18 protein-coding genes and 1 tRNA gene are annotated in these 26,738 nt (G+C 60.6%); 14 read left to right on the top strand and 5 right to left on the bottom strand.

What is annotated here, in order from left to right; genetic code table 11:
* Complete coding sequence (gene mnmC / locus G9Q84_RS09230) at positions 1–1,998, bottom strand: bifunctional tRNA (5-methylaminomethyl-2-thiouridine)(34)-methyltransferase MnmC2/FAD-dependent 5-carboxymethylaminomethyl-2-thiouridine(34) oxidoreductase MnmC1 (protein WP_181643219.1); 1,998 nt, start codon at positions 1,996–1,998, stop codon at positions 1–3.
* A gap of 208 nt (positions 1,999–2,206) precedes the next feature.
* Here mnmC and G9Q84_RS09225 point away from each other — a divergent pair, with 208 nt between their 5' ends.
* From G9Q84_RS09225 to G9Q84_RS09210, 4 genes are all read left to right on the top strand, one after another.
* Positions 2,207–7,045, top strand: coding sequence for an NEL-type E3 ubiquitin ligase domain-containing protein (locus tag G9Q84_RS09225; RefSeq protein WP_181643218.1), 4,839 nt, complete (start codon positions 2,207–2,209; stop codon positions 7,043–7,045).
* A 102-nt stretch (positions 7,046–7,147) separates the two neighbouring features.
* Positions 7,148–8,662, top strand: coding sequence for a polyphosphate:AMP phosphotransferase (pap, locus tag G9Q84_RS09220; RefSeq protein WP_032888070.1), 1,515 nt, complete (start codon positions 7,148–7,150; stop codon positions 8,660–8,662).
* Positions 8,663–9,558: 896 nt separating this feature from the next.
* Complete coding sequence (locus G9Q84_RS09215; protein WP_181643217.1) at positions 9,559–10,743, top strand: thiolase family protein; 1,185 nt, start codon at positions 9,559–9,561, stop codon at positions 10,741–10,743.
* Between the two features lie 112 nt (positions 10,744–10,855).
* Positions 10,856–11,812: a DMT family transporter gene (locus tag G9Q84_RS09210; protein WP_032885947.1), complete on the top strand. Its 957-nt coding sequence runs from the start codon at positions 10,856–10,858 to the stop codon at positions 11,810–11,812.
* Here the strand turns inward: G9Q84_RS09210 and G9Q84_RS09205 are convergent.
* Positions 11,809–13,197 carry a class II fumarate hydratase gene (locus G9Q84_RS09205; RefSeq protein WP_032885945.1) on the bottom strand — a complete coding sequence of 463 codons (1,389 nt, stop codon included), beginning with the start codon at positions 13,195–13,197 and terminating at the stop codon, positions 11,809–11,811. The genes G9Q84_RS09210 and G9Q84_RS09205 overlap by 4 nt on opposite strands.
* 179 nt (positions 13,198–13,376) lie before the next feature.
* Between G9Q84_RS09205 and G9Q84_RS09200 the strand changes: the two genes are divergently transcribed.
* The 7 genes from G9Q84_RS09200 to G9Q84_RS09170 all read left to right on the top strand — a co-directional run bounded on the left by G9Q84_RS09200 (position 13,377) and on the right by G9Q84_RS09170 (position 21,049).
* On the top strand, positions 13,377–13,892 hold the full coding sequence (locus G9Q84_RS09200; RefSeq protein WP_032885944.1) for a DUF2059 domain-containing protein: 516 nt from the start codon (positions 13,377–13,379) through the stop codon (positions 13,890–13,892).
* A gap of 6 nt (positions 13,893–13,898) precedes the next feature.
* Positions 13,899–14,192, top strand: a complete 294-nt coding sequence (locus G9Q84_RS09195; RefSeq protein WP_032885943.1) for a BolA family protein — start codon at positions 13,899–13,901, stop codon at positions 14,190–14,192.
* Positions 14,193–14,293: 101 nt separating this feature from the next.
* Positions 14,294–15,235 (top strand): oxygen-dependent tRNA uridine(34) hydroxylase TrhO, encoded by a 942-nt coding sequence (trhO, locus tag G9Q84_RS09190; protein ID WP_032885941.1) that lies wholly within the window; start codon positions 14,294–14,296, stop codon positions 15,233–15,235.
* A gap of 36 nt (positions 15,236–15,271) precedes the next feature.
* On the top strand, positions 15,272–15,877 hold the full coding sequence (locus G9Q84_RS09185) for a DsbA family protein (RefSeq protein ID WP_177434285.1): 606 nt from the start codon (positions 15,272–15,274) through the stop codon (positions 15,875–15,877).
* Positions 15,867–17,669 (top strand): ATP-binding cassette domain-containing protein, encoded by a 1,803-nt coding sequence (locus G9Q84_RS09180; RefSeq protein ID WP_122754107.1) that lies wholly within the window; start codon positions 15,867–15,869, stop codon positions 17,667–17,669. The genes G9Q84_RS09185 and G9Q84_RS09180 overlap by 11 nt, the downstream gene beginning before the upstream one ends.
* Positions 17,670–17,740: 71 nt before the next feature.
* Positions 17,741–20,203 carry an EAL domain-containing protein gene (locus G9Q84_RS09175; protein WP_181643216.1) on the top strand — a complete coding sequence of 821 codons (2,463 nt, stop codon included), beginning with the start codon at positions 17,741–17,743 and terminating at the stop codon, positions 20,201–20,203.
* Positions 20,204–20,281: 78 nt separating this feature from the next.
* The gene (locus G9Q84_RS09170) at positions 20,282–21,049 is read left to right on the top strand and encodes an iron-containing redox enzyme family protein (protein ID WP_185160056.1); all 768 of its coding nucleotides are present in this window, start codon (positions 20,282–20,284) and stop codon (positions 21,047–21,049) included.
* A 20-nt stretch (positions 21,050–21,069) separates the two neighbouring features.
* Here G9Q84_RS09170 and G9Q84_RS09165 read toward each other — a convergent pair whose 3' ends face one another.
* The gene (locus G9Q84_RS09165) at positions 21,070–21,996 is read right to left on the bottom strand and encodes a GGDEF domain-containing protein (protein ID WP_032885934.1); all 927 of its coding nucleotides are present in this window, start codon (positions 21,994–21,996) and stop codon (positions 21,070–21,072) included.
* 281 nt (positions 21,997–22,277) lie between these two features.
* Positions 22,278–23,420: an FMN-dependent L-lactate dehydrogenase LldD gene (gene lldD, locus G9Q84_RS09160; protein WP_032885933.1), complete on the bottom strand. Its 1,143-nt coding sequence runs from the start codon at positions 23,418–23,420 to the stop codon at positions 22,278–22,280.
* A 101-nt stretch (positions 23,421–23,521) separates the two neighbouring features.
* On the opposite strand from lldD, the gene G9Q84_RS09155 reads away from it, so the two are divergent.
* The 3 genes from G9Q84_RS09155 (at position 23,522) to G9Q84_RS09145 (ending at position 25,273) form a co-directional block, all read left to right on the top strand.
* Entirely contained in the window at positions 23,522–24,418 is an 897-nt protein-coding gene (locus G9Q84_RS09155) for a LysR family transcriptional regulator (RefSeq protein ID WP_032885932.1), read from the top strand.
* A 60-nt stretch (positions 24,419–24,478) separates the two neighbouring features.
* A tRNA-Asn gene (locus G9Q84_RS09150) sits at positions 24,479–24,554 on the top strand.
* A 260-nt stretch (positions 24,555–24,814) separates the two neighbouring features.
* Positions 24,815–25,273, top strand: coding sequence for an Hsp20 family protein (locus tag G9Q84_RS09145; protein WP_032885931.1), 459 nt, complete (start codon positions 24,815–24,817; stop codon positions 25,271–25,273).
* 109 nt (positions 25,274–25,382) lie between these two features.
* On the opposite strand, the gene G9Q84_RS09140 is transcribed toward G9Q84_RS09145, so the two are convergent.
* On the bottom strand, positions 25,383–26,651 hold the full coding sequence (locus G9Q84_RS09140) for a cation:dicarboxylate symporter family transporter (RefSeq protein WP_095185498.1): 1,269 nt from the start codon (positions 26,649–26,651) through the stop codon (positions 25,383–25,385).
* Positions 26,652–26,738 lie beyond the last annotated feature (87 nt).

Here is a 26,738-nt window from a genome sequence, read left to right as displayed (position 1 = left end):
TCAGCGCGCGGGCGTGTTCACGTTGCTGCGCACCAGCGCGCGCACCGCGAAGCGATTGGGGTGACACGCCTCGGCCACGCTGCGCGGCAGTGGCAGCGGTTCGTCGTGCAGCCAGGCGGCGAGCAGCTCGCCGCATAGCGGTGCGGTAATCAACCCGCGCGAACCGTGGCCGCTGTTGACGTACAGGCCGTCGAGCCACGGGCACGGCGCCTGCGGCACGTGGCGGGCGTCCTTGCGCAGCGCGGCGTAGGTGTCGGCGAACGTCGCGCTGTCTGCCAGCGGGCCGACAATCGGCAGGTAGTCGGGGCTGGTGCAGCGGAAGGCGGCGCGACCCTCAAGGTCCTCGGCCGGGAGGGCGTCGGCGTGCAGGCGCTGAACCAGGTCTGGGGAGATCTCGTGCAGCAGCGCCAGGTTGCCCGCGTGCTCGGCGGCGGTGGGCGTGAGGTCCTGGCTTTTGAAATCAAAGCTGGCGCCCAGGGTATGTTCGCCCAGGCGAGCCGGTGCCACGTAGCCTTCGGCGCACACCACGCTGCTCAGCGCTGCGCTGGCGGCGGTTTGCGGCAGGCGTGTGATCTGCCCGCGGATGCGTTTGAGTGGCAGCTCCGCACAGGCGGCAAACCGCGTGACGTCGGCGGCGCCCGCCAGCACCACCACCGGCGCGCTGGCCAGCAGGGTTTCACCGTCCCAGGCCTGCCAGTGGTCGTCGACTTTGCGCAGTTGCAGTACGTCACGATGGGCCAGCAACTCAACACCCGGTTGTGTGGCTTGCCACTGGCACAGTGCGGGCGGATGCACCCAGCCACCTTCAGGGAAAAACAGCCCGCCGGTTTGCAACGCGATGCCGGCCCGGACCTGGGCCTGATCCTTGTCCAGCAGATGCAGCAGGTCCGGAGCAAACGCCTGCGCCAATTGCGCCTGGCGTTCGGCTTCCTTGGCATTGAAGGCCAGTTGCAGCACGCCGCAGCCGTCCCAATCCACCCCGCGTTGCAACTGCTCCAACAGGCGCCGGGTGTGGCCGAAGCCACTGACGATCATCTGCGACAACGCTGTGCCGTGGGCCGATAGCTTGAGGTACAGCACGCCTTGCGGGTTGCCCGATGCCTCTTCGGCCAAGCCGGCGTGGCGTTCCAGCAGGCTGACCTGCCAGCCGCGCGCCGCCAGGCTGGCCGCGCTGGCGCAACCGGCGAGGCCGCCGCCGATCACCAGGGCGCGGCGCTCGCCGTTAAATGCAGGTGGTCGCGCGAACCAGGGTTTGATGGCAGCCGGCGCGGGTGTCTCCGCCGGCCAGCCAAGGAACTCGCCGCGCAGGATTTCCCACTTGTGGCCAATCCCCGGCGTGCGCTTCATCTTGAACCCGGCGGCGTTGATCAGGCGCCGCACCCAGCCGGTGCTGGTGAAGGTGCTGATGGTCGAACCCGGCGCGGCCAGGCGTGCCAGCTCGGCAAACAGCTCGGCGGTCCACATGTCGGGGTTTTTCGCCGGGGCGAAACCGTCGAGAAACCACGCGTCGATCTGCGCATCCAGTTGCGGTAGCTGCTCCAGAGCATCACCGATCAACAGGGTCAGGGTGACGCGGCCATTGTCCAGCACCAGACGCTGGAAGCCCTGGTGGATGGCGACATACTGCGCCAGCAACTGCTCGGCCCAGGGCTTGAGTTCTGGCCACAGGGCCAGAGCACGTTGCAGGTCGGCGTGGCTCAGGGGGTACTTCTCCACGCTGACAAAGTGCAGGCGGGCGCCGGACACGGCGTGCTGATCAAACAACTGCCAGGCACACAGGAAATTCAACCCGGTACCAAAGCCGGTCTCGCCAATCACCAATCGTCCGCCCACGGGAAGCGCGGCAAAGCGCTGTTGCAGGTGGTTCTGTTCAAGGAACACATAACGGGTTTCGTCCAGGCCCGACTGATCGGAGAAGTACACGTCGTCGAAGACCCGCGAACGCGGGCGTCCCTGGTCGTCCCAGTCAAGTTGGGCATGTGGCGATACGGGGTTCATGGGCAACTCGGCAAAGGCAAGGCGGCCATTCTAGCCGATCGTGGCGGTGGCGACCGATCCGCGCTGGGCGGGGGTGGTAGCCCGCTGATACTTGCATGCAAAAAATGCCCGAATTGGTCCGGGTAACGATCAACTATCTGCGTAAATTCAAAGGCTTGCGTCGGGGTATGGTGAATGACTGATTAATGGGCAATAAGGGATATTGCAGATGCCGGACCAGGATGATTTGACCAAGACATGCACCCAATTGACGCAGCGCCAGTTGCAAGCCGCGCTACTGGAAATCACCAGCGACCTGCCCAAGGCCGAGGTCCTGCAAAAGCGCCTGCCGGGCTGGATGATAAACGCCCCCAAAGGTGTACTGGAGGCACTGGAACGGGACGCGGCGCAGATTGATGAGGCCAGGGCCGCAGTCGCCGGACGCTTGCTCCCATTACGCTCCCTGGATGAGTTTTGCAGTGCGCAATTGAAGGCTTACTGCCAGAAGCACTGGCAGGTCACGATTGAACCGCAGAAGGACCTGTTCGTGCGGGCCTTCTATGAATACCAGAAAGAAGTCCTGCCGCTGGATTATGTCAGGACCATCAAGCTGGAACAGCAGACCCTGCTGCACATGGCCCTGCAGAACTTTACCGAGGACGAGACGCAAGAGGCGCATTTTCCACAGCAGTCGCGGCTGCAATTCGGCTCAGCCTCACGTGGGGTGATCCCCGTCTCCGTGCAGGCATTTGCCAAGGGCTGTCGCGACCTTGATGTAGGCGGCTTGTATCAGCAGCACATCAGTGACGTGTTCAACCTTGACGCTGGCGCGCCGGGCGATGACGCCTACCTCAATGGTGTAGCGCTCGACATCGGTTGGATGAAAACCCTGGATGTGAAAATCGACGCGCACATTGCCTGCATGCGTGGCGATATCACCCGCGAGACCTATGACCTGTTATGCACACTGCTGGATCGGAAGATGGATCCTGAGCAGGCCAGGGGCCTGTTGTTTCAAGGGCGCCAGGTTATCTGGCAGGGCTTGAATGCGCTGGATTGCTGCCTGTGGAGCGTGCTGGTGTTTTCCGGCTGGCCAATTGCCGATTACCCGCAGGAGCCCTGTGTGGTGTACATGCCCAATGAGCCGGGGCGACCGTTTTTTGAGTACCCATCGCTCAACGATTTCAAGGTCTACCTGGACTTGAAGCTGGAAGTCAGCACCTACCGCACGTTCTTCGCGCGTTACCTGGGCGAAATAGACCGAGTCGGTTTTTTCAGCCGTTTTGACCAGCACCGTACCTTGGGCGTGTTGGAGGCCAGGGCCATCACCACTAGCCTGGCGCAGCACTTTTTTGCGACCTATGCGGGCAAACTGCAAATCGACGCCCGCACCCTGGCGGTCCCGGTGGTGGATGTCGACGAGCAGGTGCGCAAACAGCGTCTGCAAGAGTATCTGGACGCCGGGCTGACGTTGCTCAACCTTGCTGGTTTTATAGTCCCGGCATTGGGCCTGTTGATGACCAGCGTGGCGGTGGGACAGATGCTCGGCGAGGTGTACGACGGTATCGAGGACTGGCGCCGTGGCGACAAGGAGGAGGCGCTCGGACAGTTGGTGGCCGTGGCGCAGGACATCACGTCAATGGTGTTGTTCGCCGCGGGGGCCAAGGTGGTGGGCAAGGTCTTCAAGCGCACCCGACAAAGCTATGCCGGTTACTTTAAAACGTTGGAAGCGGTGCGTTCGAGGGATGGGCAGCCACGGTTGTGGCGGCCTGACATCGGACAGTATTCCCACGATCATCACCTGATCGACGACGTGGCTGCCGACGCGCAAGGCCTCTACCAGGTGGGCGCTCGCTCATACGTCAAAGTCGGCGACAACCTGCATCAGGTGACCTATGAGCCGCAGCAGGGACTGTGGCGGGCCAGCCACCGTACGCGGCAAACGGCCTATCGTCCGGTGATGTTGCACAACGGTGAGGGGGCCTGGCGTTTTTCATTCGAAGATCCAGAAGAGTGGGAAGACCAGGACTATTTGTTTTCCCGCCTGGAGCCGAGCAGTCGTCACCCCGCATTGGACTCGCGCAAGCTGAGGCTGGTTAACGACATCATCGACAAGCCCCACCGCTGGGGGTATCACCTGGCGCAGGAATGCCTGCCCTTTGCGGCGCGCTTTCGTGATCTGTATGAGCGTTTCCGGTTGGAGCAGTCGATTCGCGACCTGGTCTGGCTGTTGGAACGCGGGGGGTACCGCAATGGGCAAAGTGCGACCGCGCAAATGCACGCGTTGCCGCTGCTGCCGGGTTGGCCCCAAGGTCGTTATTTCGAGGTGCTGGATGCTCAAGGTGGCGTCACGGCGCGTTATCCCGCCGCCGGCCCGTTTGAGGCCGCTCAGGCATTGCGCCTCAGCGAGCAGGCCGTGGGTGAAGGGCGGGTGTTTGACGTGTTGCTGTCAGGCCTGGATACGCAACAAAAGGTCGGACTGTTGGGTGAAGGCGTGTCTGCCAATGAGGAGCACGCAGCGTTGGCGCGTCAATTGCTCGCACAGCTCAAGGCTGATCGAAGACCGTTTTTTGAACAGTTGTATCAGGCCTACGACGGGCCAGTGCCCGAGGAGTGGGCGCCGCTGCGTCAGGCCTGCCCGCGACTGCCCACCCGCGTGATGCGCGAGCTGATGGCCCAAGCATCCTCCGTTGAGCGTCAAGCCCTGCGCGACAATGAGCGGGTGCCAATGGCCCTGGCAGAAGCGGTGCGCTTGAGCGCGGAGACTCAGCGCCTGGATCGTGCTTTGGCCGGTTTCGAGCAGCCGGAGTTGGCCGGTCTCGACACCCAGTGTGTGGCGGTGCGCATGCTGCCGCGCGTCGAAGGTTGGGATAGCGCGTTGCAACTGGAATTGCGCCAGGATTCGCCCACCGGGTCACTGTTGGCCCTGGGCGCGAGGGAGGGCGCGAGCGTACGTCGAGTGGTGGTCAGTTCTGCGGCGGGCTTTGCGCCGTTCGACGCCAACGGCGTCAGTATGGGGCCGACCAAGGCCGGTTCCGACGGCCTGTTCGAGGCGATTATACAAACGCTCTCGGACACCCAGCGCAGCGCCCTGGAACTCCCGCTGAACCCGAGCGAAGGTGGATGGAGGCTGCGCCGCAGGGTGGCGGCCCGCGCGCAGAGCGAGCGTGTGGTGGCGGGCGAAGCGTTTTCCGACAAGGCTGGCGAGCCACTGGAACAGGAGGTCTCCTGCCGCATGGCGGACTCTCCGACCAGCCCGCTGCCGCTCGCTTCGCCTCTGGTGCGCAAGGTGCGCAAAATCTATCCGCTGTTCAGTGACGTACAGGCAGCAGAGTTGCTGCGCAGCCTGGGGACCGATGCCCTGGCCCAAGCCAAGGCCGTTGCCCGTCTGCAGGCTGACCTGGAACGCCTGCGCACGGTCCTCAAACACTGGAAGAGCAACGTCGGCGACCTGGCGGCGCAGCCGGGCATGGGGGATGTCCGCGAGAGCCGCCAGCAAGTGGCCGAGCGGATTGAAGCCTGCTGGCGCCGCCAGAGCTTTGTCCTCGACGATCAACAAGTGCCCGTGCAGGGGCTGACATTGGATGGCATGCGCGTGGGCGCATTGCCGAACCTGCCCCCCGAAATCCGCTTTGACCATGTTCGGCAACTGTCCCTGAAAAACATGCGTCTGGGCGATGATGTGGCGTATTTCCTCAAGTGCTTCAAGGGGCTGCGGCGCCTCAACCTGGACCGCAACCGCCTGAGCCGGCTCCCGGAATACCTCTCGCGGATGCCCGAACTGAACAGTTTGTCCTTGCCCCACAATCAACTGGCGCTGACGACGTATACCCAGCGAAAACTGGCTGATATGCACACGCTGCGTTTGTTGGACCTGAGCCACAACCCCATCGAGGCGCATCTGGACGTGAGTAACATGCGCGATTTGCAAACCCTGTTACTGCAGGACGCCAGGCTGGTGGACCTGCCCGTCGGGATCGCACGCCTGGCCCATCTGGAACAGGTCGACCTGCGCAGCAACTGGATCACGGTATTGCCCGACTGGTTGTTTGCGTCGACACGCAGGTACAGCCAGGCGATCAATCTGGGTGGCAACCCGTTGTCCTCGACGACAATGACGGCGCTGATTCGCTACCGCGATGCAGTGGGCATTGGCATGGGCTATGTGGAGGACGATCAGTCACGTTTCACCGAGTTGAAGGCCAGGCGGACCTGGCTGCCGGACGAGGTAGCGGCCGCCGATGCCGGCAAGCGGGCGATCTGGGCCAACCTGCGCGACGATCCGGAATCGGTGCCGCTGATGACGTTGTTGGCGCAACTCTCCGGCGCCGCCGACAGCCGTTACGTGCGTGAGGACATGACCCGGCGTGTCTGGGAGGTCCTGCAGGCGACCCATGACAGCGTCGAGTTACGCGAGCAGGTGTTTCAACTGGTGGCCCATCCGGCGAACTGTGTCGATGGCGCGACAGAGATTTTCAGCCAGGTCGAAGTGCTCAAGGCCGTGGCGAACGCCACGCGCCAGGCTGGCCGTGGGCAAGGCAACTCCGGGGTGCTGCTGACCCTGGGGCGCGGCTTGTTTCGCCTCAGTGAGCTGGAAAAGATTGCGGCCACTTACGCCGCCGAACATGCCAGCGAAGACCCGCTGGAGGTCAGCCTGGCGTATCGGGTCGGTTTGGCGAAGATCCTGCAGTTGCCGGGGCAACCCAAACACATGCGCTACGGGTCATTGGCTGACTTGACCAGCGAGAACCTGGAGCGAGCGCATGAGCAAGTCCTCATTGCCGAGCTGTCGCCGGTATTTTTGCGGTTTATTGCCCAACTCTCGTTCTGGAAGGCCCATCTCAAACAGCAGTTTCCCGAGACGTTCAGGCGCGCTGCCGAGCCGTTTGACAGTCAACAGCAGGCGCTCTTCGAGAACAGTCAGAACCTCACCGATGGCGAATACCTTGCACAAATGGAAGGCCTGCGCGCGCCGCGCAGGCAGGCGATCAACGAGGTGATGGAGCGGCTGACCCAGCAGATGATGAAGTATCAGGACCTGGATATCTGCCATCTACCTGAAGACTAGCCGGCAGGGTTGCTGATTGATCCATGGCAAGCGCTATTCAATTGCTTGCCCGTGGTGCAGCCCAATCCGCTAGTCTTGATTGATCTTGGAAGGGAGTTGCCCATGTTCGAATCCGCAGAAATTGGTCACGCCGTCGACAAAGACACCTACGACGCCGAAGTGCCGGCCCTGCGTGAAGCGTTGTTGGAAGTGCAGTACGAGCTGCAACAGCAAAAGCGCTTCCCGGTGATCATCCTGATTAATGGCGTCGAAGGTGCTGGCAAAGGCGAGACCGTCAAGCTGCTCAATGAGTGGATGGATCCGCGCCTGATCGAAGTCCGTACCTTCGATCAGCAAACCGATGAGGAACTGGCCCGCCCGCCGGCCTGGCGGTACTGGCGGCAGTTGCCCGCCAAGGGCCGCATGGGTGTCTTTTTCGGCAACTGGTACAGCCAGATGCTGCAAGGCCGCGTACATGGGCAGATAAAGGACGCGCGTCTCGATCAGGCCATCGCCGGTGCCGAGCGCCTGGAAAAAATGCTCTGTGATGAAGGTGCGCTGATCTTCAAATTCTGGTTTCACCTTTCCAAGAAACAGATGAAGGCGCGGCTAAAGGCCTTGGCCGACGACCCACTGCACAGTTGGCGCATCAGCCCGCTGGATTGGCAGCAATCACAGACCTACGACAAGTTCGTGCACTTTGGCGAGCGGGTGCTGCGTCGCACCAGCCGCGACTACGCGCCGTGGCATGTGATCGAAGGTGTCGACAGCAATTACCGCAGCCTCACCGTGGGCAAGCTACTGCTCGAAGGCATGCAAACCGCGTTGAAACTGCCCAAAGGCAAGGCCAGCGGCATGAACCCCGCGCCGCTGATACCGTCGGTGGACAAGAAGGGGCTGCTCGACAGCCTCGACTTGAGCCAACATCTGGACAAGGACGATTACGAAGAACAACTGATCACCGAGCAAGCGCGATTCTCTGGCCTGATGCGTGACAAACGCATGCGCAAGCACGCCTTGATCACGGTGTTCGAAGGCAATGATGCGGCGGGCAAGGGCGGCGCGATTCGCCGGGTTGCAGCGGCGCTGGACCCACGCCAATACCATATCGTGCCGATTGCCGCGCCCAGTGAGGACGAACGCGCCCAACCGTACCTATGGCGGTTCTGGCAGAAGATCCCGGCGCGCGGCATGTTCACCGTGTTCGACCGCTCGTGGTACGGCCGCGTGCTGGTGGAGCGAGTCGAAGGTTTCTGCTCTGCGGCGGACTGGATGCGCGCCTATGGCGAGATCAATGACTTTGAAGAACAACTGCGTGATGCGGGCGTGATCGTGGTCAAGTTCTGGCTGGCGATTGACAAGGACACGCAGCTGGAACGCTTTCAGGCCCGTGAGGAAATCCCTTTCAAACGCTTCAAAATCACCGAAGACGACTGGCGCAACCGCGACAAGTGGGACGACTACCGCGCGGCGGTGGGCGATATGGTTGACCGTACCAGCACCGAAATCTCGCCCTGGACCCTGGTGGAGGCCAATGACAAGCGCTGGGCGCGGGTCAAGGTGCTTCGCACGATTAACCTTGCTTTAGAAGAAGCGTTCGCCAAGTCCGACAAGCACGATAAAAAGAAGAAGAAATAACTACGTGGTTTGCGCGCCGTGTTGGTTGGGGAGCGCAGACTTTTTTTGGTGAGCTGGCTGTGTGTGGTGGATTCGCTTTTTGTAGTGAGCAGGCTTGCCCTGCGCTGGGGCGCGAAGCGGCCCCAATCCAGTCGCCGCGGTTTCTCCAGGCAGAACCCAATGGCCGGTTTTAGGGCCGCTTCGCAGCCCAGCGCAGGGCAAGCCTGCTCACCACAAAGGTTGTGTTCGTCATCAGGTATAGGCTCACCGCAAAGAGTCTGTTCACCTCAACAAACGACCCCACCCGTGATGGTTGAGGAGAGCAGGCGTTTTTGTGGTGACTGTGCTTTTTGGGGGGAGCCGGCTGTGTGTGGTGACTGTGCTTTTTGTGGTGAACCGGCTGTGTGTGGTGAGTTTTCTTTTTGTGGTGAGAAGGCTTTGTATGGTGGGTTCGTTTTTTGTAGTGAGCAGGCTTGCCCTGCGCTGGGGCGCGAAGCGGCCCCAATCCAGTCGCTGCGTTTTCTCCAGGCAGAACCCAATGGCCGGTTTTAGGGCCGCTTCGCAGCCCAGCGCAGGGCAAGCCTGCTCACCACAGAAAGGTTGTGTTTGCCATCAGGTATAGGCTCACCGCAAAGAGTCTGTTCACCTCAACAAACGACCCCACTCGTGCTGGTTGAGGAGAGCAGGCGTGTTTGTGGTGACTGTGCTTTTTGGGGTGAACCGGCTGTGTGTGGTGACTTTGCTTTTTGCAATGAGCAGGCTTGCCCAGCGCCGGGGCGTGAAGCGGTCCCACCCCAAAGTCCCACTGCTTCAGTCAGCCATGGTTTTGTATATGCCGGGTGAATGATCATCGCGGTTGCCTGGGCCTGGATCTATCCTCGATCCATCGCCCAACAACCATAAGATCGAGGTAGCCCATGCGTGAAGTAGTCATCGTCGACAGCGTACGAACCGGCCTGGCCAAGTCCTTTCGCGGCAAGTTCAACCAGACCCGTCCGGATGACATGGCGGCTCATTGCGTCAACGCGCTGCTCACCCGCAACGGCATCGACCCGGCGACGGTTGAAGATTGCATCGTCGGCGCGGGCTCCAATGAGGGGGCCCAGGGCTACAACATCGGGCGTAACGTGGCGGTGCTGTCGCAACTGGGCACTGGCACGGCGGGCATGACCCTCAACCGTTTCTGCTCATCGGGCTTACAGGCGATTGCCATCGCTGCCAACCAGATCGCCTCGGGCTGCAGCGACATCATCGTCGCCGGTGGCGTCGAGTCCATCAGTCTGACCATGAAAAGCGTCAACACCGACAACCTGATCAACCCGCTGCTCAAAGAGCAAGTACCGGGCATTTACTTCCCCATGGGCCAGACCGCCGAAATCGTCGCGCGCCGCTACAACGTCAGCCGCGAAGAACAGGATCTCTACGCCCTGCAAAGCCAGCAACGTACCGCCCAAGCCCAGGCCGATGGTTTGTTCAATGACGAAATCGTGCCGATGGCGGTCAAGTACAAGGTCGAGGACAAAAACACCGGCGCGGTGCAGATTCTCGACGGCGTGGTCGATCGCGACGACTGCAACCGCCCCGACACCACCCTGGCGAGCCTGCAAGGCTTGAAACCAGTGTTCGCCGAGGACGGCTCGGTGACAGCGGGTAACTCGTCGCAACTGTCCGACGGCGCCTCGATGACCCTGGTGATGAGCCTGGAAAAAGCCCTGGAACTGGGGCTCAAGCCCAAGGCGTTTTTCCGTGGCTTCACTGTGGCTGGCTGCGAGCCGGACGAAATGGGCATCGGTCCGGTGTTCTCAGTGCCCAAGCTGCTCAAGGCGCGTGGCTTGCAAGTGGCGGATATCGACCTGTGGGAACTCAACGAAGCGTTTGCCTCGCAGTGCCTGTACGCGCGCAATCGTCTGGAAATCGACAACGCCAAATACAACGTCAACGGCGGATCGATTTCCATCGGCCACCCGTTCGGCATGACCGGTTCGCGGCAAGTGGGGCATCTGGTGCGTGAGTTGCAACGGCGTAACCTGCGTTATGGCGTCGTCACCATGTGCGTGGGTGGCGGCATGGGCGCCACCGGACTGTTCGAAGCCGTTCGCTAAGCAAAATGTGGGAGGGGGCAAGCCCCCTCCCACAGGTGAGCAGCGCCATATCCAAATTCGTCCACTTGCCTCTAGAATGCGGTCTCCACTTCCTCTGGCTTCTGGGGCACTCATGCACATCTCTTCCGGCCGCTGGGTCTATGGCTTTGGCTTGACCCTGCTGACCGCGTTCCTCTGGGGCATTCTGCCGATCAAACTCAAGCAAGTGCTGCAGGTGATGGACCCGATCACCGTCACCTGGTTTCGCCTGACCGTGGCTGGCGGTTGTCTGTTCGTCTACCTTGCGGCCACCAAGCGTCTGCCCAGCCGCAAAGTGCTCGGCCCCAAGGGCGGTTGGCTGGTGGCGATGGCGGTATGCGGCCTGGTGGGCAACTACGTGTTGTACCTGGTGGGCCTGAAATCGCTCAGCCCCGGCACCGCACAGTTGGTCGTGCAGATGGGGCCGATCTTTTTGATGATCGCCAGCGTGTTTGTGTTCAAGGAGCGTTTCAGCCGCGGGCAAGTGGTGGGATTGGTCGTCTTGATCGCAGGCTTCGGCCTGTTCTTCAACCAGCGCCTGGAAGAATTACTGACGTCCCTCGGCACTTACACCGCCGGGGTGCTGACGATCCTGCTCGCCACCTCGATCTGGGTGTTCTATGCCTTGGGTCAGAAGCAATTGTTGACCGTGTGGAATTCGCTGCAAGTCATGATGGTGATCTACCTCACCTGCGCTTTGTTGCTCACGCCCTGGGCCCATCCGTTGGAAGCGCTGCAACTGAGCCCGCTGCAAGGCTGGCTGCTGTTGGCGTGCTGCATGAATACGCTGGTGGCCTACGGCGCGTTTGCCGAAGCCCTGGCCCATTGGGAAGCCTCGCGGGTGAGTGCGACCCTGGCGCTCACGCCGCTGGTGACCTTTGTAGCGGTCGCCTTGGCGGCCTGGCTATGGCCGGACTACGTGCAGGCCGAAGAGATCAACGCCCTGGGCTATGCCGGGGCGCTGGTGGTGGTGCTGGGGTCGGCGACTGTCGCGCTGGCGCCGTCGTTGCTCGCCGGGCTCAAGGCCCGGCGGCTGCGTTTGGCGTCTTAATGCCCGGCTTCGAGCATATTTTCCGGGCGTACCCACTGGTCGAACTCTTCGTCAGTGAGGTAGCCCAACTCCAGCGCGGCTTCCCGTAGCGTCAGCCCCTCGGCGTAGGCTTTCTTGGCGATCTCTGCTGATTTGTCGTAGCCGATATGCGGGTTGAGCGCCGTCACCAGCATCAGTCCGCGCTCCAGGTGTTCGGCCATTTTCTCGGCGTCGGGCTCCAGGCCGGCAATGCAATGCTCCTGAAAGTTATTGCAGCCATCGGCGAGCAGGCGGATCGACTCCAGCAGGTTGTGGATGATCACCGGCTTGTACACGTTCAACTGCAAGTGTCCCTGGCTCGCGGCGATACCGATGGTCACGTCGTTGCCCAGTACTTGGCAGGCGAGCATCGACAGCGCTTCGCACTGCGTCGGGTTGACCTTGCCCGGCATGATCGAACTGCCCGGCTCGTTGGCCGGCAGCTTCACTTCCGCAAGCCCCGCGCGCGGTCCGGAACCGAGCAGGCGCAGGTCGTTGGCGATTTTCATCAGGGCCACGGCCAGGGTTTTCAGGGCGCCGTGCAACGTCACTAGCGGCTCATGGCCGGAGAGGGCGGCGAATTTGTTCGGTGCGGTGACGAACGGTAGCCCCGAGAGCGCTGCCAACTCGGCTGCAATGGCCTCGCCAAAACCATGGGGCGAATTGAGCCCGGTGCCCACGGCCGTGCCGCCCTGGGCCAGTTCACACACTTGGGGCAGGGCGCTGCGGATGGCGCGTTCGGCGTAGTCGAGTTGGGCGATAAACGCCGAGAGTTCCTGGCCGAACGTGATCGGCGTGGCGTCCATCATGTGCGTGCGGCCGGTCTTGACCAGCTTCATATGCCGCGCGGCTTGCTCGGCCAGACCGCCGGAAAGCGTAGCGATCGCCGGTAACAAACGTTGATGGACGGCCTGCACCGCTGCAATGCTCATGGCCGTCGGGAAGCAATCATTGGAGCTCTGGGAACGGTTCACATGGTCGTTCGGGTGTACCGGGCTCTTGCCGCCGCGTTGATTACCGGCCAGTTCGTTGGCACGGCCGGCGATCACTTCATTGGCGTTCATGTTGCTCTGGGTGCCGCTGCCGGTCTGCCACACCACTAATGGGAATTGGTCGTCATGGTTGCCGGCGAGGACTTCATCGGCGGCCTGTTCGATCAGGCGGGCGATGTCGGCGGGCAGGTCGCCGTTGCGGTCGTTGACCCGTGCGGCTGCCTTTTTGATCAGGGTCAGGGCGTGCAATACCGGCAAGGGCATGCGCTGGTCGCCGATGGCGAAATTCACCAGCGAGCGTTGGGTCTGGGCGCCCCAGTAAGCGTCATCCGGGACATGCACTTCTCCCAGGCTGTCGGTTTCGATACGGCTCATCGGGCACACTCCTTAGGTTCGTTTGCGCAGTTTAGGCCGTGATTGACCTGGTGGGTTCCCTAAAAGACTTTTCATCGGGCAATCCGCGCCCGGCAAGGCCTGGGGTTGAGCCGCGAGGTTTTTTAGGCGCAGAATGGGCGCCCTTGGGGTCTTACCTCGCCAGCTAGAAAGGAAACTCGATGACTCGTCTTCGTGCCATCTGTACCGCGGTTGCTCTGGTTTGCGCCAGCGGCCAGGTTTTTGCCGATACCGCCAGCCACAACGCCAGTGCCGAAGCCTTCCTTACCCTGGCCCATGCCGACAAGCTGGGTACCCCGGTGTACATGCAAGTGCAGCAAATGTTCGCCCAGCGTTTCGAGCAGACTAAGGCGCCTGCCGCCAAGCAGTCCGTACTGGACAGCTACCAGGCCAAGGCCAACGCCGCCCTGGACCAAGCTATCGGCTGGCCGAAGCTGAAGCCGGACATGGTCAAGCTCTACACCACCAATTTCAGCGAATCCGAGCTCAAGGACCTGGTAGCGTTCTACCAGTCGCCACTGGGCAAGAAAGTCCTGGAAAAAATGCCGCAACTGACCCAGCAATCGGCCCAGATGACTCAGGCCAAGCTGGAAAGCGCCGTTCCGGTGGTCAACAAGCTGTTGGAAGATATGACCAACGAGCTGACGCCTAAAGCCGCTCCGGCCAAGAAGAAGTAAGCAGGAATGATCATGCAACAGCGTATCGAAACGGCGCTCGCCGCCCTGGACCCGCAACATTTGAGCGTGCTGGATGAAAGCCATATGCACAGCCGTGGGTTGCAGACCCACTTCAAGGCCGTGCTGGTCAGTCAGCAGTTCGAAGGGCTCAATCGCGTCAAGCGCCACCAGAAGGTCTACGCCACCCTGGGTGACCTGATGAGCGAGTTTCATGCGCTGGCGCTGCATACCTACACGCCTGAAGAATGGGCGACAATCGACGCAGCCCCGGCCTCGCCGACCTGCGCCGGCGGACATTGACGGGTTATCCCTGATAGAATCCGCAACGCGCCGCTTAGCCGGCGCGTTTTTTTTGCATCCGGTTCACCCTTTACGAGGGTAGCCACCTGGAGAGAACACCCATGACTCAACCCATTGTCGTGGCGGCACTGTATAAGTTCGTCACCCTCGAAGATTACGTCGCTCTGCGCGAGCCCTTGCTGCAGGCGATGGTCGACAACGGCATCAAAGGCACCTTGCTGATCGCCGAAGAAGGCATCAACGGCACCGTTTCCGGTAGCCGCGAAGGCATTGATGGCCTGATGGCTTGGCTGAAGAACGACCCACGCATGGACGACATCGATCACAAAGAGTCGTACTGCGAGGACCAACCGTTCTACCGCACCAAGGTCAAGCTCAAGAAAGAGATCGTGACGCTTGGCGTAGAAGGCGTCGACCCGAACAAGAAGGTCGGCACCTACGTCGACCCGAAAGACTGGAACGCCCTGATCAGCGACCCGGAAGTGCTGCTGATCGACACCCGTAACGACTACGAAGTGTCCATTGGCACCTTTGAAGGCGCAATCGACCCGAAAACCACCAGCTTTCGCGAATTTCCCGACTATATCAAAGCCAACTTCGACCCGGCCAAGCACAAGAAAGTCGCCATGTTCTGCACCGGCGGTATTCGGTGCGAGAAAGCGTCGAGCTACATGCTCAGCGAAGGTTATGGCGAGGTTTACCACCTCAAGGGCGGCATCCTGAAGTACCTCGAAGAGGTGCCTCAGGCAGAAACCAAGTGGCAGGGCGACTGCTTTGTTTTCGATAATCGCGTGACCGTGCGCCACGACTTGAGCGAAGGCGACTACGATCAATGTCATGCCTGCCGCACACCTGTGAGCGTCGAAGACCGCGCCTCCGAGCACTACGTGGCCGGCATTAGCTGCCCTCATTGCTGGGATAAGCTGCCGGAGAAAACCCGCCGCAGCGCGATCGACCGGCAAAAGCAGATTGAACTGGCCAAGGCCCGCAATATGCCGCACCCGATTGGCTTCAACTACAAGCAAACCCCTTCCGAGGCCTGACCTATGTCCGCGCGCCTGCTCTATGTAATGGATCCGATGTGTTCCTGGTGCTGGGGCTTTGCCCCGGTGGCGCAGGCGCTGGTTGAGCAGGCCCAAGCGGCCGGTGTGGACGTGCACCTGGTGGTGGGCGGCTTGCGCACCGGCAGTGGCGCGGCGCTGGAGCCGACGACCCGACGCTACATCCTCGAACACTGGCAGGCCGTCACTGACGCCACGGGCCAGCCGTTCAAGCGCGAAGGCGCGCTGCCCGATGGTTTTGTGTATGACACCGAGCCGGCCTGCCGCGCCATCGTCACCGCCCGTAGCCTGGCGCCGGATTGTGCCTGGAAACTGCTGGGCCTGATCCAACGTGCGTTTTATGTGGAGGGCCGCGACGTGACCCTCGCCAGCGTGCTGGTGGAACTGGCCGAGCAGGCGGGCATCCCGCGTATCGAGTTTGCCGGTGCGTTTGACCGCGCCGAGCAGCACGCGGCCACGGCGGCGGACTTTACGTGGGTGCAGGACCTGGGTATCGCCGGTTTCCCGACGTTGTTGGCCGAGCGCAATGGTCAACTGGCATTGCTCACCAACGGCTATCAGCCGCTGACGGAACTGTCGCCATTGCTCGCCCGATGGCTGGAGCGAGCAACCTGTGCAGGATGAGCCTAAACGCATTGACCGTCTGACCTGGGCGGAAATTCGCCGCCTGGCCTTGCGTCACAAGAAATCCCTGTGGATCGCCAATGGCGTTGCCGTGCTGGCGACCTTGTGCAGTGTGCCCATCCCCTTGCTGTTGCCGTTGCTGGTGGACGAAGTGCTGCTGGGCCATGGTGATGCCGCGCTCAAGGTGATGAATCACGCATTGCCCCTGGGTTGGCAGAAGGCCGCCGGTTATATCGGCCTGATGCTGGTGGTCACCCTGGCCCTGCGTTGCGGCGCACTGGTGTTCAACGTGGTACAGGCGCGGCTGTTTGCGCGGTTGGCCAAGGACATTGTGTACCGCATTCGCGTGCGTCTGATCGAGCGGCTCAAGCGCATCTCCCTGGGCGAATACGAAAGCCTGGGCAGCGGCACGGTCACCACTCACCTGGTCACCGACCTGGATACCCTGGATAAATTCGTCGGCGAAACCCTCAGCCGCTTTCTGGTGGCGATGCTGACGCTGATCGGCACGTCGGCGATCCTGGTATGGATGCACTGGCAACTGGCATTGCTGATCCTGCTGTTCAACCCGTTGGTGATCTACGCCACGGTACAGTTGGGCAAGCGCGTCAAACACCTCAAGAAGTTGGAAAACGACAGCACCTCACGCTTCACCCAAGCCCTGACTGAAACCCTCGACGCCATCCAGGAAGTCCGCGCCGGCAACCGCCAGGGCTTTTTCCTCGGGCGCCTGGGCCAGCGCGCCCAGGAAGTGCGTGACTACGCGATCCATTCCCAGTGGAAAACCGACGCGTCCAGCCGCGCCAGCGGGTTGCTGTTCCAGTTCGGCATCGACATCTTCCGCGCAGCGGCAATGCTCACCGTGCTGTTTTCCGACCTGTCCATCGGCCAGATGCTCGCGGTGTTCAGCTACCTGTGGTTCATGATCGGCCCGGTTGAACAATTATTGAATCTGCAATACGCCTACTACGCGGCGGGCGGGGCGCTGACGCGCATCAATGAACTGCTGGCGCGTGCCGACGAGCCGCAATACGCCGGGGGTGAAGACCCGTTTACCGGGCGTGAAACCGTCGGCATCGAAGTGCGCGGCCTGGATTTCGGTTATGGCGATGATCTGGTGCTCGATCAACTGAACCTGCAAATTGCTCCCGGCGAAAAAGTCGCGATTGTCGGCGCCAGCGGTGGCGGTAAAAGCACCCTGGTGCAACTGCTGCTCGGGCTGTACACGCCGCAGGCGGGCACTATCCGATTTGGCGGTGCAACCCAGCAGGAGATCGGCCTCGAGACTATCCGCGAGCACGTCGCGGTGGTGCTGCAACACCCGGCGCTGTTCAACGATACCGTGCGTGCCAACCTGACCATGGGCCGCGAGCGCACTGACCAGGCCTGCTGGCAGGCCCTTGAAATTGCCCAGTTGGAGGCTACGGTTAAAGCGTTGCCTCAGGGTCTGGACAGCGTAGTGGGGCGTTCCGGGGTGCGTTTTTCCGGTGGTCAGCGTCAGCGCCTGGCGATTGCGCGCATGGTGTTGGCCGAACCCAAAGTGGTGATACTCGACGAAGCGACCTCCGCCCTGGATGCCGCCACTGAATACAACCTGCATCAGGCGCTGGCGCGGTTCCTCAGCGGGCGTACTACACTGATCATCGCGCACCGTCTGTCGGCGGTAAAACAAGCCGATCGAGTCTTAGTGTTTGACGGTGGTCATATCGCTGAGGATGGCGACCATCAGCAGTTGATTGCCGATGGTGGTTTGTACGCAAAACTGTATGGGCATTTGCAACAAGTACGTTGATTTAGCCTAGGCTGTGCTATCCGAATGAGTGTTTTGCGTGCGTATCCAGCAGTGCATATGCAAGGGAATTCATGAAGCAAAAGCGGACTCTAGGAACGCCTAGGCTGTTGGGCATTGTCTGGCCCTTTATCGCCGTCGTGCTGTTCCAGGCATTATTGGGCTGCGTCAGTCTCTACATGCTCTCAGCGGTACGAGGCTATGTGGGCGGCGAGAGCTTATGGTCCAAGGGCCAGAAGGACGCCATCTATTATCTGACGCTCTATGCCGACAACCGCGACCAAGCCACCTACCTCAAATACCAGCAAGCCATCGCCGTGCCTCAGGGCGGGCACGAACTGCGCATTGCCCTGGACCGCCCCACGCCAGACTTGGAGGCCGCACGTCTGGGCATTCTCAAGGGCGGCAACCACCCGGATGACGTCAACAGCCTGATCTGGCTGTACCTCAACTTCCGACATTTCAGCTACCTGGAAAAAGCCATCGAACTGTGGACGGTAGGGGATGGCTACCTGGTTCAACTGGATGAACTGGCCCGCGAGATGCACAGCGCAATCAGGGCTGATCAAGTCAACCCTAACGATGTGCGGCAGTGGAAGGCCCATATCACGGCCATCAACGAAGGCGTGACGCCGGCTGCCAAGGCCTTCAGCGATGCTCTGGGCGAAGGCTCGCGCATGATTCTGCGGTTGCTGCTGATCACTAACCTGGCGACCGCCCTGGGCCTGATCGTGCTGGCGCTGTTGCGTACCCATAAGCTGCTGACGCAGCGTCATGCCTTCGCCGATGCCTTGCAGGCCGAGAAGGAGCGGGCGCAGATCACCCTGGAGTCAATTGGCGACGGGGTGATTACCACCGATGTAGACGGTGCAATCACCTATATGAACCCCGCCGCCGAGGCCATGACCCACTGGAACTCTGGCCAGGCTCAGGGCCTGCCCCTGGCGGCGCTGTTCAACCTGCTGGATGACGACGCTCAATCCGATGGATTTACCCTGATCGAGCACATCGTCAAGGGGCAGTTTAAGGGGGGCAGCGAGCATTCAAAAACCATCCAGCGCCTGGACGGCAGTACGGTATCCGTCACCCTGGTGGGCGCACCGATCAGAAGCGCCGGCAAAATCAGCGGTGCGGTGCTGGTGCTGCACGATATGACCCAGGAGCGCCAATACATTGCCAACCTGTCGTGGCAGGCCACGCATGACGCCTTGACCGGCCTGGCCAACCGCCGCGAATTTGAATACCGGCTGGAACAGGTCCTGCACATGGCGCAGCAACCTGAGGGCGGGCGGCATGCGTTGATGTTCCTCGACCTCGACCAGTTCAAGCTGGTCAACGACACCTGCGGCCATGCGGCGGGAGATGAGTTGCTGCGGCATATCTGCGCGCTGCTGCAATCGGACCTGCGTGAGGGCGACACCCTGGCGCGCCTGGGCGGCGACGAATTCGGCATCCTGCTGGAGAATTGCCCGGCGGCTGCGGCGGAAAAAATCGCCGAGAGCCTGCGCCACACGGTGCAGAGCCTGCATTTTGTGTGGAAGGGCCGGCCGTTCATGACCTCCGTGAGCATTGGCCTGGTGCATATCTCGCAAACCCCGACCACCTTGGAGACTTCGCTGCGCGCCGCCGATATGGCCTGTTACATGGCTAAGGAAAAAGGCCGCAACCGCGTGCAGGTTTATCACGCTGACGACTCGGAGCTGTCCCTGCGTTTTGGCGAGATGGCCTGGGTGCAGCGCCTGCACATGGCACTGGAGGAGAACCGGTTTTGCCTGTACGCACAGGAAATCTCACCGCTGGGAAATACCGATGCTGGCAACGGGCATATCGAAATCCTGCTTCGCCTGCATGATGAGGCGGGTCGAACCATCCTCCCCGACAGCTTTATCCCTGCCGCCGAGCGTTACGGTTTGATGACGTCCCTCGACCGTTGGGTGGTCGAGAACGTGTTCAAGATCATCGCCCGTTGCATGCACGAGCGTCCGGGCCGGCCTATGGCCATGTGTGCGATAAATCTGTCAGGAATCACCATTGGCGATGATGATTTTCTCGGGTTTTTACATGAGAAATTCGGCACTTACGGCATCCCGCCAGAAATGATTTGTTTTGAAATAACTGAAACCAGCGCAATAGCAAATTTAGGCAGTGCCATTCGCTTTATTAATGAACTCAAGGCCTTAGGTTGCCATTTCTCCCTGGATGACTTTTGCGCCGGGATGTCCTCGTTCGCGTATCTGAAACATTTACCTGTAGACTTCCTGAAGATCGATGGAAGTTTCGTAAAGGATATGCTGGACGACCCGATTAACCGCGCAATGGTCGAAGTGATCAATCACATCGGCCACGTCATGGGTAAGCGCACAATTGCCGAGTTTGTTGAAACACCGCACATCGAACAGGCGTTACTCGATATTGGTGTGGATTACGCTCAGGGCTACCTGATTGAACGACCGCAATTGTTTACCTTTGATAGTTTGCAGTGTCGACCTGTGCGGCCGCAGCCTCTGTTATTGAAGGCGCCCGGCACATTCCGCTGAAACATTTGCTGGTCTGTAAATCACACTTAAAAAGGAGCCTTAACAGTGATCGACACCTTCAACAGAACCGGCCCGCTTATGGAAGCCTCAAGCTACCCCGTCTGGGCTCAGCAATTGATCCAGGACTGTAGCGAGAGCAAGCGCCGAGTTGTCGAGCACGAACTGTACCAACGCATGCGTGACAACACGCTCAGCGCCAAGACCATGCGTCACTACCTCATTGGTGGCTGGCCTGTGGTGGAACAGTTTGCCTTGTACATGGCACAGAACCTCACCAAGACCAAATTTGCGCGCCATCCAGGAGAGGACATGGCGCGACGTTGGCTGATGCGCAATATCCGCGTGGAGCTGAACCACGCCGACTATTGGGTGCATTGGGCCCGCGCCCACGGAGTCAGCCTCGAAGAGCTGCAGGCCCAGAATGTACCGCCGGAGCTGCATGCGCTGAGTCATTGGTGCTGGCACACCAGCTCATCCGATTCGTTGATCGTGGCCGTGGCTGCGACTAACTATGCCATCGAGGGGGCGACTGGGGAGTGGTCGGCCGTGGTCTGTTCCACCGGCGTGTACGCGGCGGCTTTCCCCGAGGAAGACCGCAAGCGTGCGATGAAGTGGCTGAAGATGCACGCCCAGTACGACGACGCTCACCCTTGGGAAGCCCTGGAAATCATCTGCACCCTGGCCGGCATGAACCCGACCAAGGCGTTGCAGGCAGAGCTGCGCCAGGCCGTGTGCAAGAGCTATGACTACATGTACCTGTTCCTGGAAAGCTGCATGCGCTTGGAAAAAGACAAGCCAGCCACCGCCGTGCGTGAACGCCCGCTGCGCGTCGCCAGCGAAGCTTGATGTAACGCGATGGCGGGGTTCTACCCCGCCATTGCCAAGCGGTTACGGCCTTCGCGCTTGGCCACGTACAACGCGTTGTCGGCCCGGCGCAACAGGCTTTCGACCGACTCGGCGGCCAGCAAGGTCGAACAACCGAGGCTTACCGTCAATTCGATCCGCTTTCCATCCGCCCAGTAATCCTGAGCCTGTGCTGCCTGCCGCAGCCGCTCGCCCACCATCGCCGCCGCATCCCGGCCGGTGTTGGAGAGCAGGATCAGAAACTCCTCCCCGCCAAACCGAAACACCATGTCTACGTTACGCAACTGGGCCTTGATGGCCGCTGCGACGGTGCGCAGTACGGTATCGCCGGCCGCGTGACCGTGGGTGTCGTTGATTACCTTGAAGTGGTCGATGTCCAGCATCAGCAAGGACAATGGGTGCAGGTGCCGGCGCGCCATGTCTATTTCCCGTTGCAGAGTCTGGTCCATGGCAATGCGATTGCCCGTCTCGGTCAGGGGGTCACGCAGCGCGCTACGGGTCGCGGCGCGATATAGCAGGGCATTGCGCATCGGGTAGAGCAGGGTGGCCAGCAGTGACTCAAGCTGACCGAGTTCGTCTTCGGCGAGGCGTTGGTTGCGACGGAAGATCAGCTCACCCAAGTGTTCGCCTTCATGGCTGAGGCTGTAATTCACCGAGTGGTGGCCGCGCTGGCCGAACTCCAGCCGCAGATCACTGGCCTGATGGCGATAGTGCAGGGCATCAAGGGGCACCAAGCGCTGGATCTCACGGAAGAACAACCCGAGGATGCGATCCGGCTCCAGGCTGGTCTGCAATTGCATTCCCAGTTGCTGGCGAAGTTGCGCGACGGTCGTCGGGCGGCGAGGCAGGAGCGATGGCTGGCCAAATCCCAGGCGTTGCAATTTGGCACTGTCGAAGTCAATTGCGTTGGTCTGGGTAGGTGTTTTCATAAGCGATCGGCCTCTAAGCTCTTAGCTGTCTTACAGGCTCGATGAGAGTGGCGAGTGCCAAGCGTCTAACTGTTCCTTCAGTTCCGTAAAACATTGGGAACAGTTTAGACCGCTTTGCAAAGCGTTATAACCCTTGGGTGCCCCCGCACGTCATGTCATCGCTTAGCCTGCTTGAACGTGGTTAGAGCGAGATTCATGCCATTTCGTTTACTTTAAAAATAATCCTTATGAATCAACGGCCTTTTTTCACGCAGCAAAAGGCCATCGGCGCATGACGTCAGTTATTTGGCTGATTGAACCAAAGTGGTGTGGTCAATCTGGTCAATTGACGTGACGCCAGTGAGTGTCATCGCCACGCGCATTTCCTTGGCAAAGATGTCCAGCAGGTTCTCCACGCCATGCTGCCCGTCGGCGGCCAACGCGTAGGCGGTGGCACGCCCCAGCAGACAGGCCTTGGCACCTAGGGCCAGCATGCGCACCACGTCGAGCCCGGAGCGGATGCCGGAGTCCACCAGCACCGTCAGCTCATCGCCCACGGCTTCGGCAATCGGTGGCAACGCTTTGGCGGTGGACAACACGCCGTCCAACTGGCGGCCGCCATGGTTGGAGACCACGATGGCATCGGCGCCAAAACTCACGGCGTCCTTAGCGTCCTGGGGGTCGAGGATGCCCTTGATGATCATCGGGCCTTTCCAGAACTCGCGGATCCACTCCAGGTCTTTCCAACTGATGGACGGGTCGAAATTGTTCGCCAGCCAGCCGATGTAGTCTTCCAGGTGGGTAGGCTTGCCGAGGTATTTGGAGATATTGCCCAGGTCGTGTGGACGGCCCATCAAACCCACGTCGAAGGCCCATTGCGGCTTTGTGACCGCCTGCAGCATGCGCCGTTGCGCCGCAAACGGCCCGGACATGCCCGAGTGGGCATCACGGTAGCGTGCGCCCGGCGTGGGCATGTCGACGGTGAACACCAGCGTGGTGACGCCGGCCGCCTGGGCGCGCTCCAGCGCATTACGCATAAATCCGCGGTCCTTGAGCACGTAGAGCTGGAACCAGATCGACTGCGAGCTCTGGGAGGCCACTTCTTCGATCGGGCACACCGACACCGTCGACAAACAGAACGGAATACCCTTGTTGGCCGCCGCCTTCGCCGCCTGCACTTCGCCGCGCCGCGCGTACATGCCGGTCAGGCCCACGGGGCTGAGGATCACCGGCATGTCCAGTTCCTGGCCGAATAGCGTGGTCTTGAGGCTCAGGTTGTCGACATTGCGCAGGATGCGCTGGCGCAGGCTGATCTCGGCCAGGTCCGAACTGTTCGCGCGCATCGTGTGCTCGGCGTAGGCGCCGCCGTCGATGTAGTCGAACAGGAAGCGCGGGAGCTTGCGCTTGGCGGCAGCGCGGTAGTCAGAGGCGGACGAAATGATCATGCACGGAATCTCGGCAAGGCAAGGTGCCTCCAAGATAGGCAAACTTCTGTCATGATAAAAACAACTTTTATCGCTAGTAGTCAGTCGAAAAAGGAATACTGATGAACCTGAGAACACTGCGTGCCTTTGTCGAAGTGGTTCGCCAAGGCGGTTTCTCTCAAGCCGCTGAAGTGGTGTCCCTGACCCAGTCGAGTGTGAGCAAGGCGATCAAAACCCTGGAGGACGAACTGGGCATGCCACTGCTCAACCGCCTTGGCCATCGCAATGAACTCACCGCCGCTGGCGAAATCGCCTACAGCCGCGCCCTGGTTTTGCTGGCCGAACACAACGATCTGGTCGCTGAGATCAATGACTTGCGTGGTCTCAAACGCGGTGTATTGCGCATCGGCCTGCCGCCGGTGGGCTGTGGCGTGTTGTTTGCGACGATGTTTGCCACCTATCGCACACGCTACCCCGACATCGACATCGAACTGACCGAGTACGGCAGTAAACGACTGCGTGAATGCCTGGAAGCAGGTGAGGTCGACCTGGCGGCCCTCTTGCTGCCCATAGACGAAGGTTTCGACTACCAACCCGTGCGTAACGAACCGCTGATGGCCGTCCTGCCGATCAGCCACCCCCTGGCCCAGCGCAAACGAATCGACTTCACCGACCTGGCAGATTCGCCATTTATCCTGTTCGAAGCCGGCTTCGCCCTCAACGCCAAAATCCTCGCCGCGTGCGAGCGCAAAGGCGTGCAACCGCGTGTGGCAGCGCGCAGCGGCCAGATCGACTTTATCGTCGACTTGGTATCCGCCGGCCTCGGCGCGGCCTTCCTGCCGCGCATGCTCGCGCACAAGCACCAACACCCCGGCATCGCCCTGATCCCCCTGGACGAACCTCATACCGACTGGCACATCGCCCTAGCTTGGCGCGCCAGCGCCCACTTGCCACCCGCCGCTCGGGCCTGGTTGGAATTGGCCAAGGAGTCACAGCTTTCAACCGGCCATCCAGATTAATCGCCCGGAATGTTATTGAAAGCTTGACTTCTCCTTTTCAATCAGTAACATACGGCGCATTCCGCGATAGCTCAGTTGGTAGAGCAAATGACTGTTAATCATTGGGTCCCTGGTTCGAGTCCAGGTCGTGGAGCCAGATAGAGAAAGCCTGCAGAGATGCAGGCTTTTTTTTGCCTTGGATTTCTCCGGGGCGATAGAAGAGCACAGCATGAGTGCATCTCGCGATGGCCCTGACGCGCCGGTGCGTCAGCCGGTCTTCACGCAATTCTCGGTGCGAGTAAAATTTTTTTGTGGGCGCCGCTTGAAATTTTTTCCCCTGATCCTACTTAGGTTTTACGCGATGCCGAATGCGGGTCGCGTATCAAATCACTTGGAGAAAGCTCAGGAGATTTTGCAATGGCTACTACTCTCTCGTTGGCCCCACTGTTCCGTCATTCCGTTGGTTTTGACCGGTTCAACGACCTTTTTGAATCGGCGCTTCGCAGCGAGGCCGGTACCACCTATCCACCTCACAACGTCGAAAAGCACGGGGATGATCATTACCGGATCGTCATCGCGGCCGCAGGACTTGTGGAGGATGACCTGGAGATCCAGGTGGAAAAAGGCGTGTTGACCGTCGCCGGTGGCAAGCGTGAACACGATGAGGGCATCACTTACCTGCACCAAGGCATTGCCCAGCGCGCGTTCCGTCTGTCGTTCCGCCTGGTCGACCACATTGAAGTGCAGGGCGCGCAACTCGCCAATGGGTTGCTGAGCATTGATCTGCTCAGGGTGGTCCCGGAGGAAGCGAAGCCTAAGCGCATTGCGATTGGCGGTGCGGCCAAGGCTGACGTGAAATCCATCAGCGAGCAGTAAGGCTGGAATGAATAAAGGCGCTCTTCGGAGCGCCTTTATTCGATGTGGCGAGGTCAAAATTAGCCGCTTTTGTGGTGAGCGGGCTCGTCACAAAAGCACAGCCGCCGCTTCATTGCATCTGCACATTTTGCGCGTTCTGCTGCTGCCCAGCCCGCCCCTCCCACTTGGCAATCACCAACGGCGCCAACGCATTGCCCAGCACATTCAGCGCTGTGGTCGGCATCTCCATCAAGCGGTACACCCCGGCGATAAACGCGATGCCTTCCAACGGCAAACCGGCACTGGCCAGGGTGGCCGAAAGAATCACGAACATGAACCCCGGCACCCCAGCCGCGCCCTTGGAGGTGAGCACCATGGTCACCACCAGCAAGGCCTGATCGCCCAGGCTCAAATCAATGCCGTACAACTGCGCGACGAACAGGGTACCGATGCCGAGGAACAGTGAGGCGCCGTCGAGGTTGAACGAGTAACCCACCGGCACCACAAAGCTCACCAGTGAAGGTGGTACGCCGTAGGTCTCGAGTTTCTTCATCAGTTGCGGCATCACCGCCGCAGAGCTGGCGGTGGAGAAGGCCAGTACCAGTTCATCCTTGATATGACGCATCAGCGCGAACAGGTTGATCCCGCACAGGCGCGCCACCAGGTTGAGCACCACCAGCACAAAGAAGGCGATGGCCGCATAGCTGACCATGATCAGCTTGGCCAGTGGCAGCAACGAGCTGAAGCCGAAGTTGGCCACGGTCACGGCAATCATGCCGAACACGCCGATGGGCGAGTAGGCCATGATCATCGAAGTGACCTTGAACATCGCATCGCTGACGCCGCGCAACAGTGCGATGACCGGGTCTTTGCGCTCGGCGGGCAGGCGCGCCACGCCCAGGCCGAACATCACCGCAAAAAACAGCACCGACAGCAGGCTGCCCTGGGCCATGGCGTTGACCACGTTGTCGGGGATGATGCCGACGATGATCTGCCCCAGGCTATGACCGGCGCCGTTGCTGGTGGGCAGGGTGATATTCGCCGCGTGCAGGCTGGACAGTTCAGTGCCGGCGCCGGGCTTGAGCAGGTTGCCCATGACCAGGCCGATGATAATCGCCAGGGTGGTGATGCAGAAAAAATAGCTCAGGGATTTGACCCCGATACGGCCCAGGGATTTGCCGTCACCGTGCCCGGCAATGCCCACCACCATGCAGGAAAACACGATGGGCACCACGATCATTTTCATCAGCTTGATAAAGATGTCGCCCGCCGGTTGCAGGACATTGTCCACCAGCCATGGTCGGGATTCGGGAAAGCGGTGCAGCAGGGCACCAATGGCGATACCGGCGAGCAAGCCGATCATGATTTGCCAGACCAGCGCGATACGGGGCGTGTGCATGGGAATGCCTCATTTGAGATCAATGATTTTTAAATTGTTGTTCTAGGCAGTCAAAAGGCGTCCGTCCGCTGGTCGCCGGGTGTTACG

This window comes from Pseudomonas sivasensis, from assembly GCF_013778505.1.
Classification (GTDB): Bacteria; Pseudomonadota; Gammaproteobacteria; order Pseudomonadales; family Pseudomonadaceae; genus Aquipseudomonas; species Aquipseudomonas sivasensis.
The sequence above is the reverse complement of the archived record's forward strand: the minus strand, read 5'-3'. Positions and strand labels throughout refer to the sequence as shown.

Excerpts from the sequence above, each read along its gene's own strand:
- G9Q84_RS09165 (WP_032885934.1), bottom strand. The coding sequence starts at position 21,996 with ATGAAAACACCTACCCAGACCAACGCAATTGACTTCGACAGTGCCAAA.
- G9Q84_RS09210 (WP_032885947.1), top strand. The coding sequence starts at position 10,856 with ATGCACATCTCTTCCGGCCGCTGGGTCTATGGCTTTGGCTTGACCCTG.
- G9Q84_RS09185 (WP_177434285.1), top strand. The coding sequence starts at position 15,272 with ATGTGTTCCTGGTGCTGGGGCTTTGCCCCGGTGGCGCAGGCGCTGGTT.
- G9Q84_RS09225 (WP_181643218.1), top strand. The coding sequence starts at position 2,207 with ATGCCGGACCAGGATGATTTGACCAAGACATGCACCCAATTGACGCAG.
- pap (WP_032888070.1), top strand. The coding sequence starts at position 7,148 with ATGTTCGAATCCGCAGAAATTGGTCACGCCGTCGACAAAGACACCTAC.
- mnmC (WP_181643219.1), bottom strand. The coding sequence starts at position 1,998 with ATGAACCCCGTATCGCCACATGCCCAACTTGACTGGGACGACCAGGGA.
- G9Q84_RS09155 (WP_032885932.1), top strand. The coding sequence starts at position 23,522 with ATGAACCTGAGAACACTGCGTGCCTTTGTCGAAGTGGTTCGCCAAGGC.
- G9Q84_RS09215 (WP_181643217.1), top strand. The coding sequence starts at position 9,559 with ATGCGTGAAGTAGTCATCGTCGACAGCGTACGAACCGGCCTGGCCAAG.
- G9Q84_RS09140 (WP_095185498.1), bottom strand. The coding sequence starts at position 26,651 with ATGCACACGCCCCGTATCGCGCTGGTCTGGCAAATCATGATCGGCTTG.
- G9Q84_RS09195 (WP_032885943.1), top strand. The coding sequence starts at position 13,899 with ATGATCATGCAACAGCGTATCGAAACGGCGCTCGCCGCCCTGGACCCG.
- trhO (WP_032885941.1), top strand. The coding sequence starts at position 14,294 with ATGACTCAACCCATTGTCGTGGCGGCACTGTATAAGTTCGTCACCCTC.
- lldD (WP_032885933.1), bottom strand. The coding sequence starts at position 23,420 with ATGATCATTTCGTCCGCCTCTGACTACCGCGCTGCCGCCAAGCGCAAG.
- G9Q84_RS09170 (WP_185160056.1), top strand. The coding sequence starts at position 20,282 with ATGGAAGCCTCAAGCTACCCCGTCTGGGCTCAGCAATTGATCCAGGAC.
- G9Q84_RS09205 (WP_032885945.1), bottom strand. The coding sequence starts at position 13,197 with ATGAGCCGTATCGAAACCGACAGCCTGGGAGAAGTGCATGTCCCGGAT.
- G9Q84_RS09145 (WP_032885931.1), top strand. The coding sequence starts at position 24,815 with ATGGCTACTACTCTCTCGTTGGCCCCACTGTTCCGTCATTCCGTTGGT.
- G9Q84_RS09175 (WP_181643216.1), top strand. The coding sequence starts at position 17,741 with ATGAAGCAAAAGCGGACTCTAGGAACGCCTAGGCTGTTGGGCATTGTC.
- G9Q84_RS09200 (WP_032885944.1), top strand. The coding sequence starts at position 13,377 with ATGACTCGTCTTCGTGCCATCTGTACCGCGGTTGCTCTGGTTTGCGCC.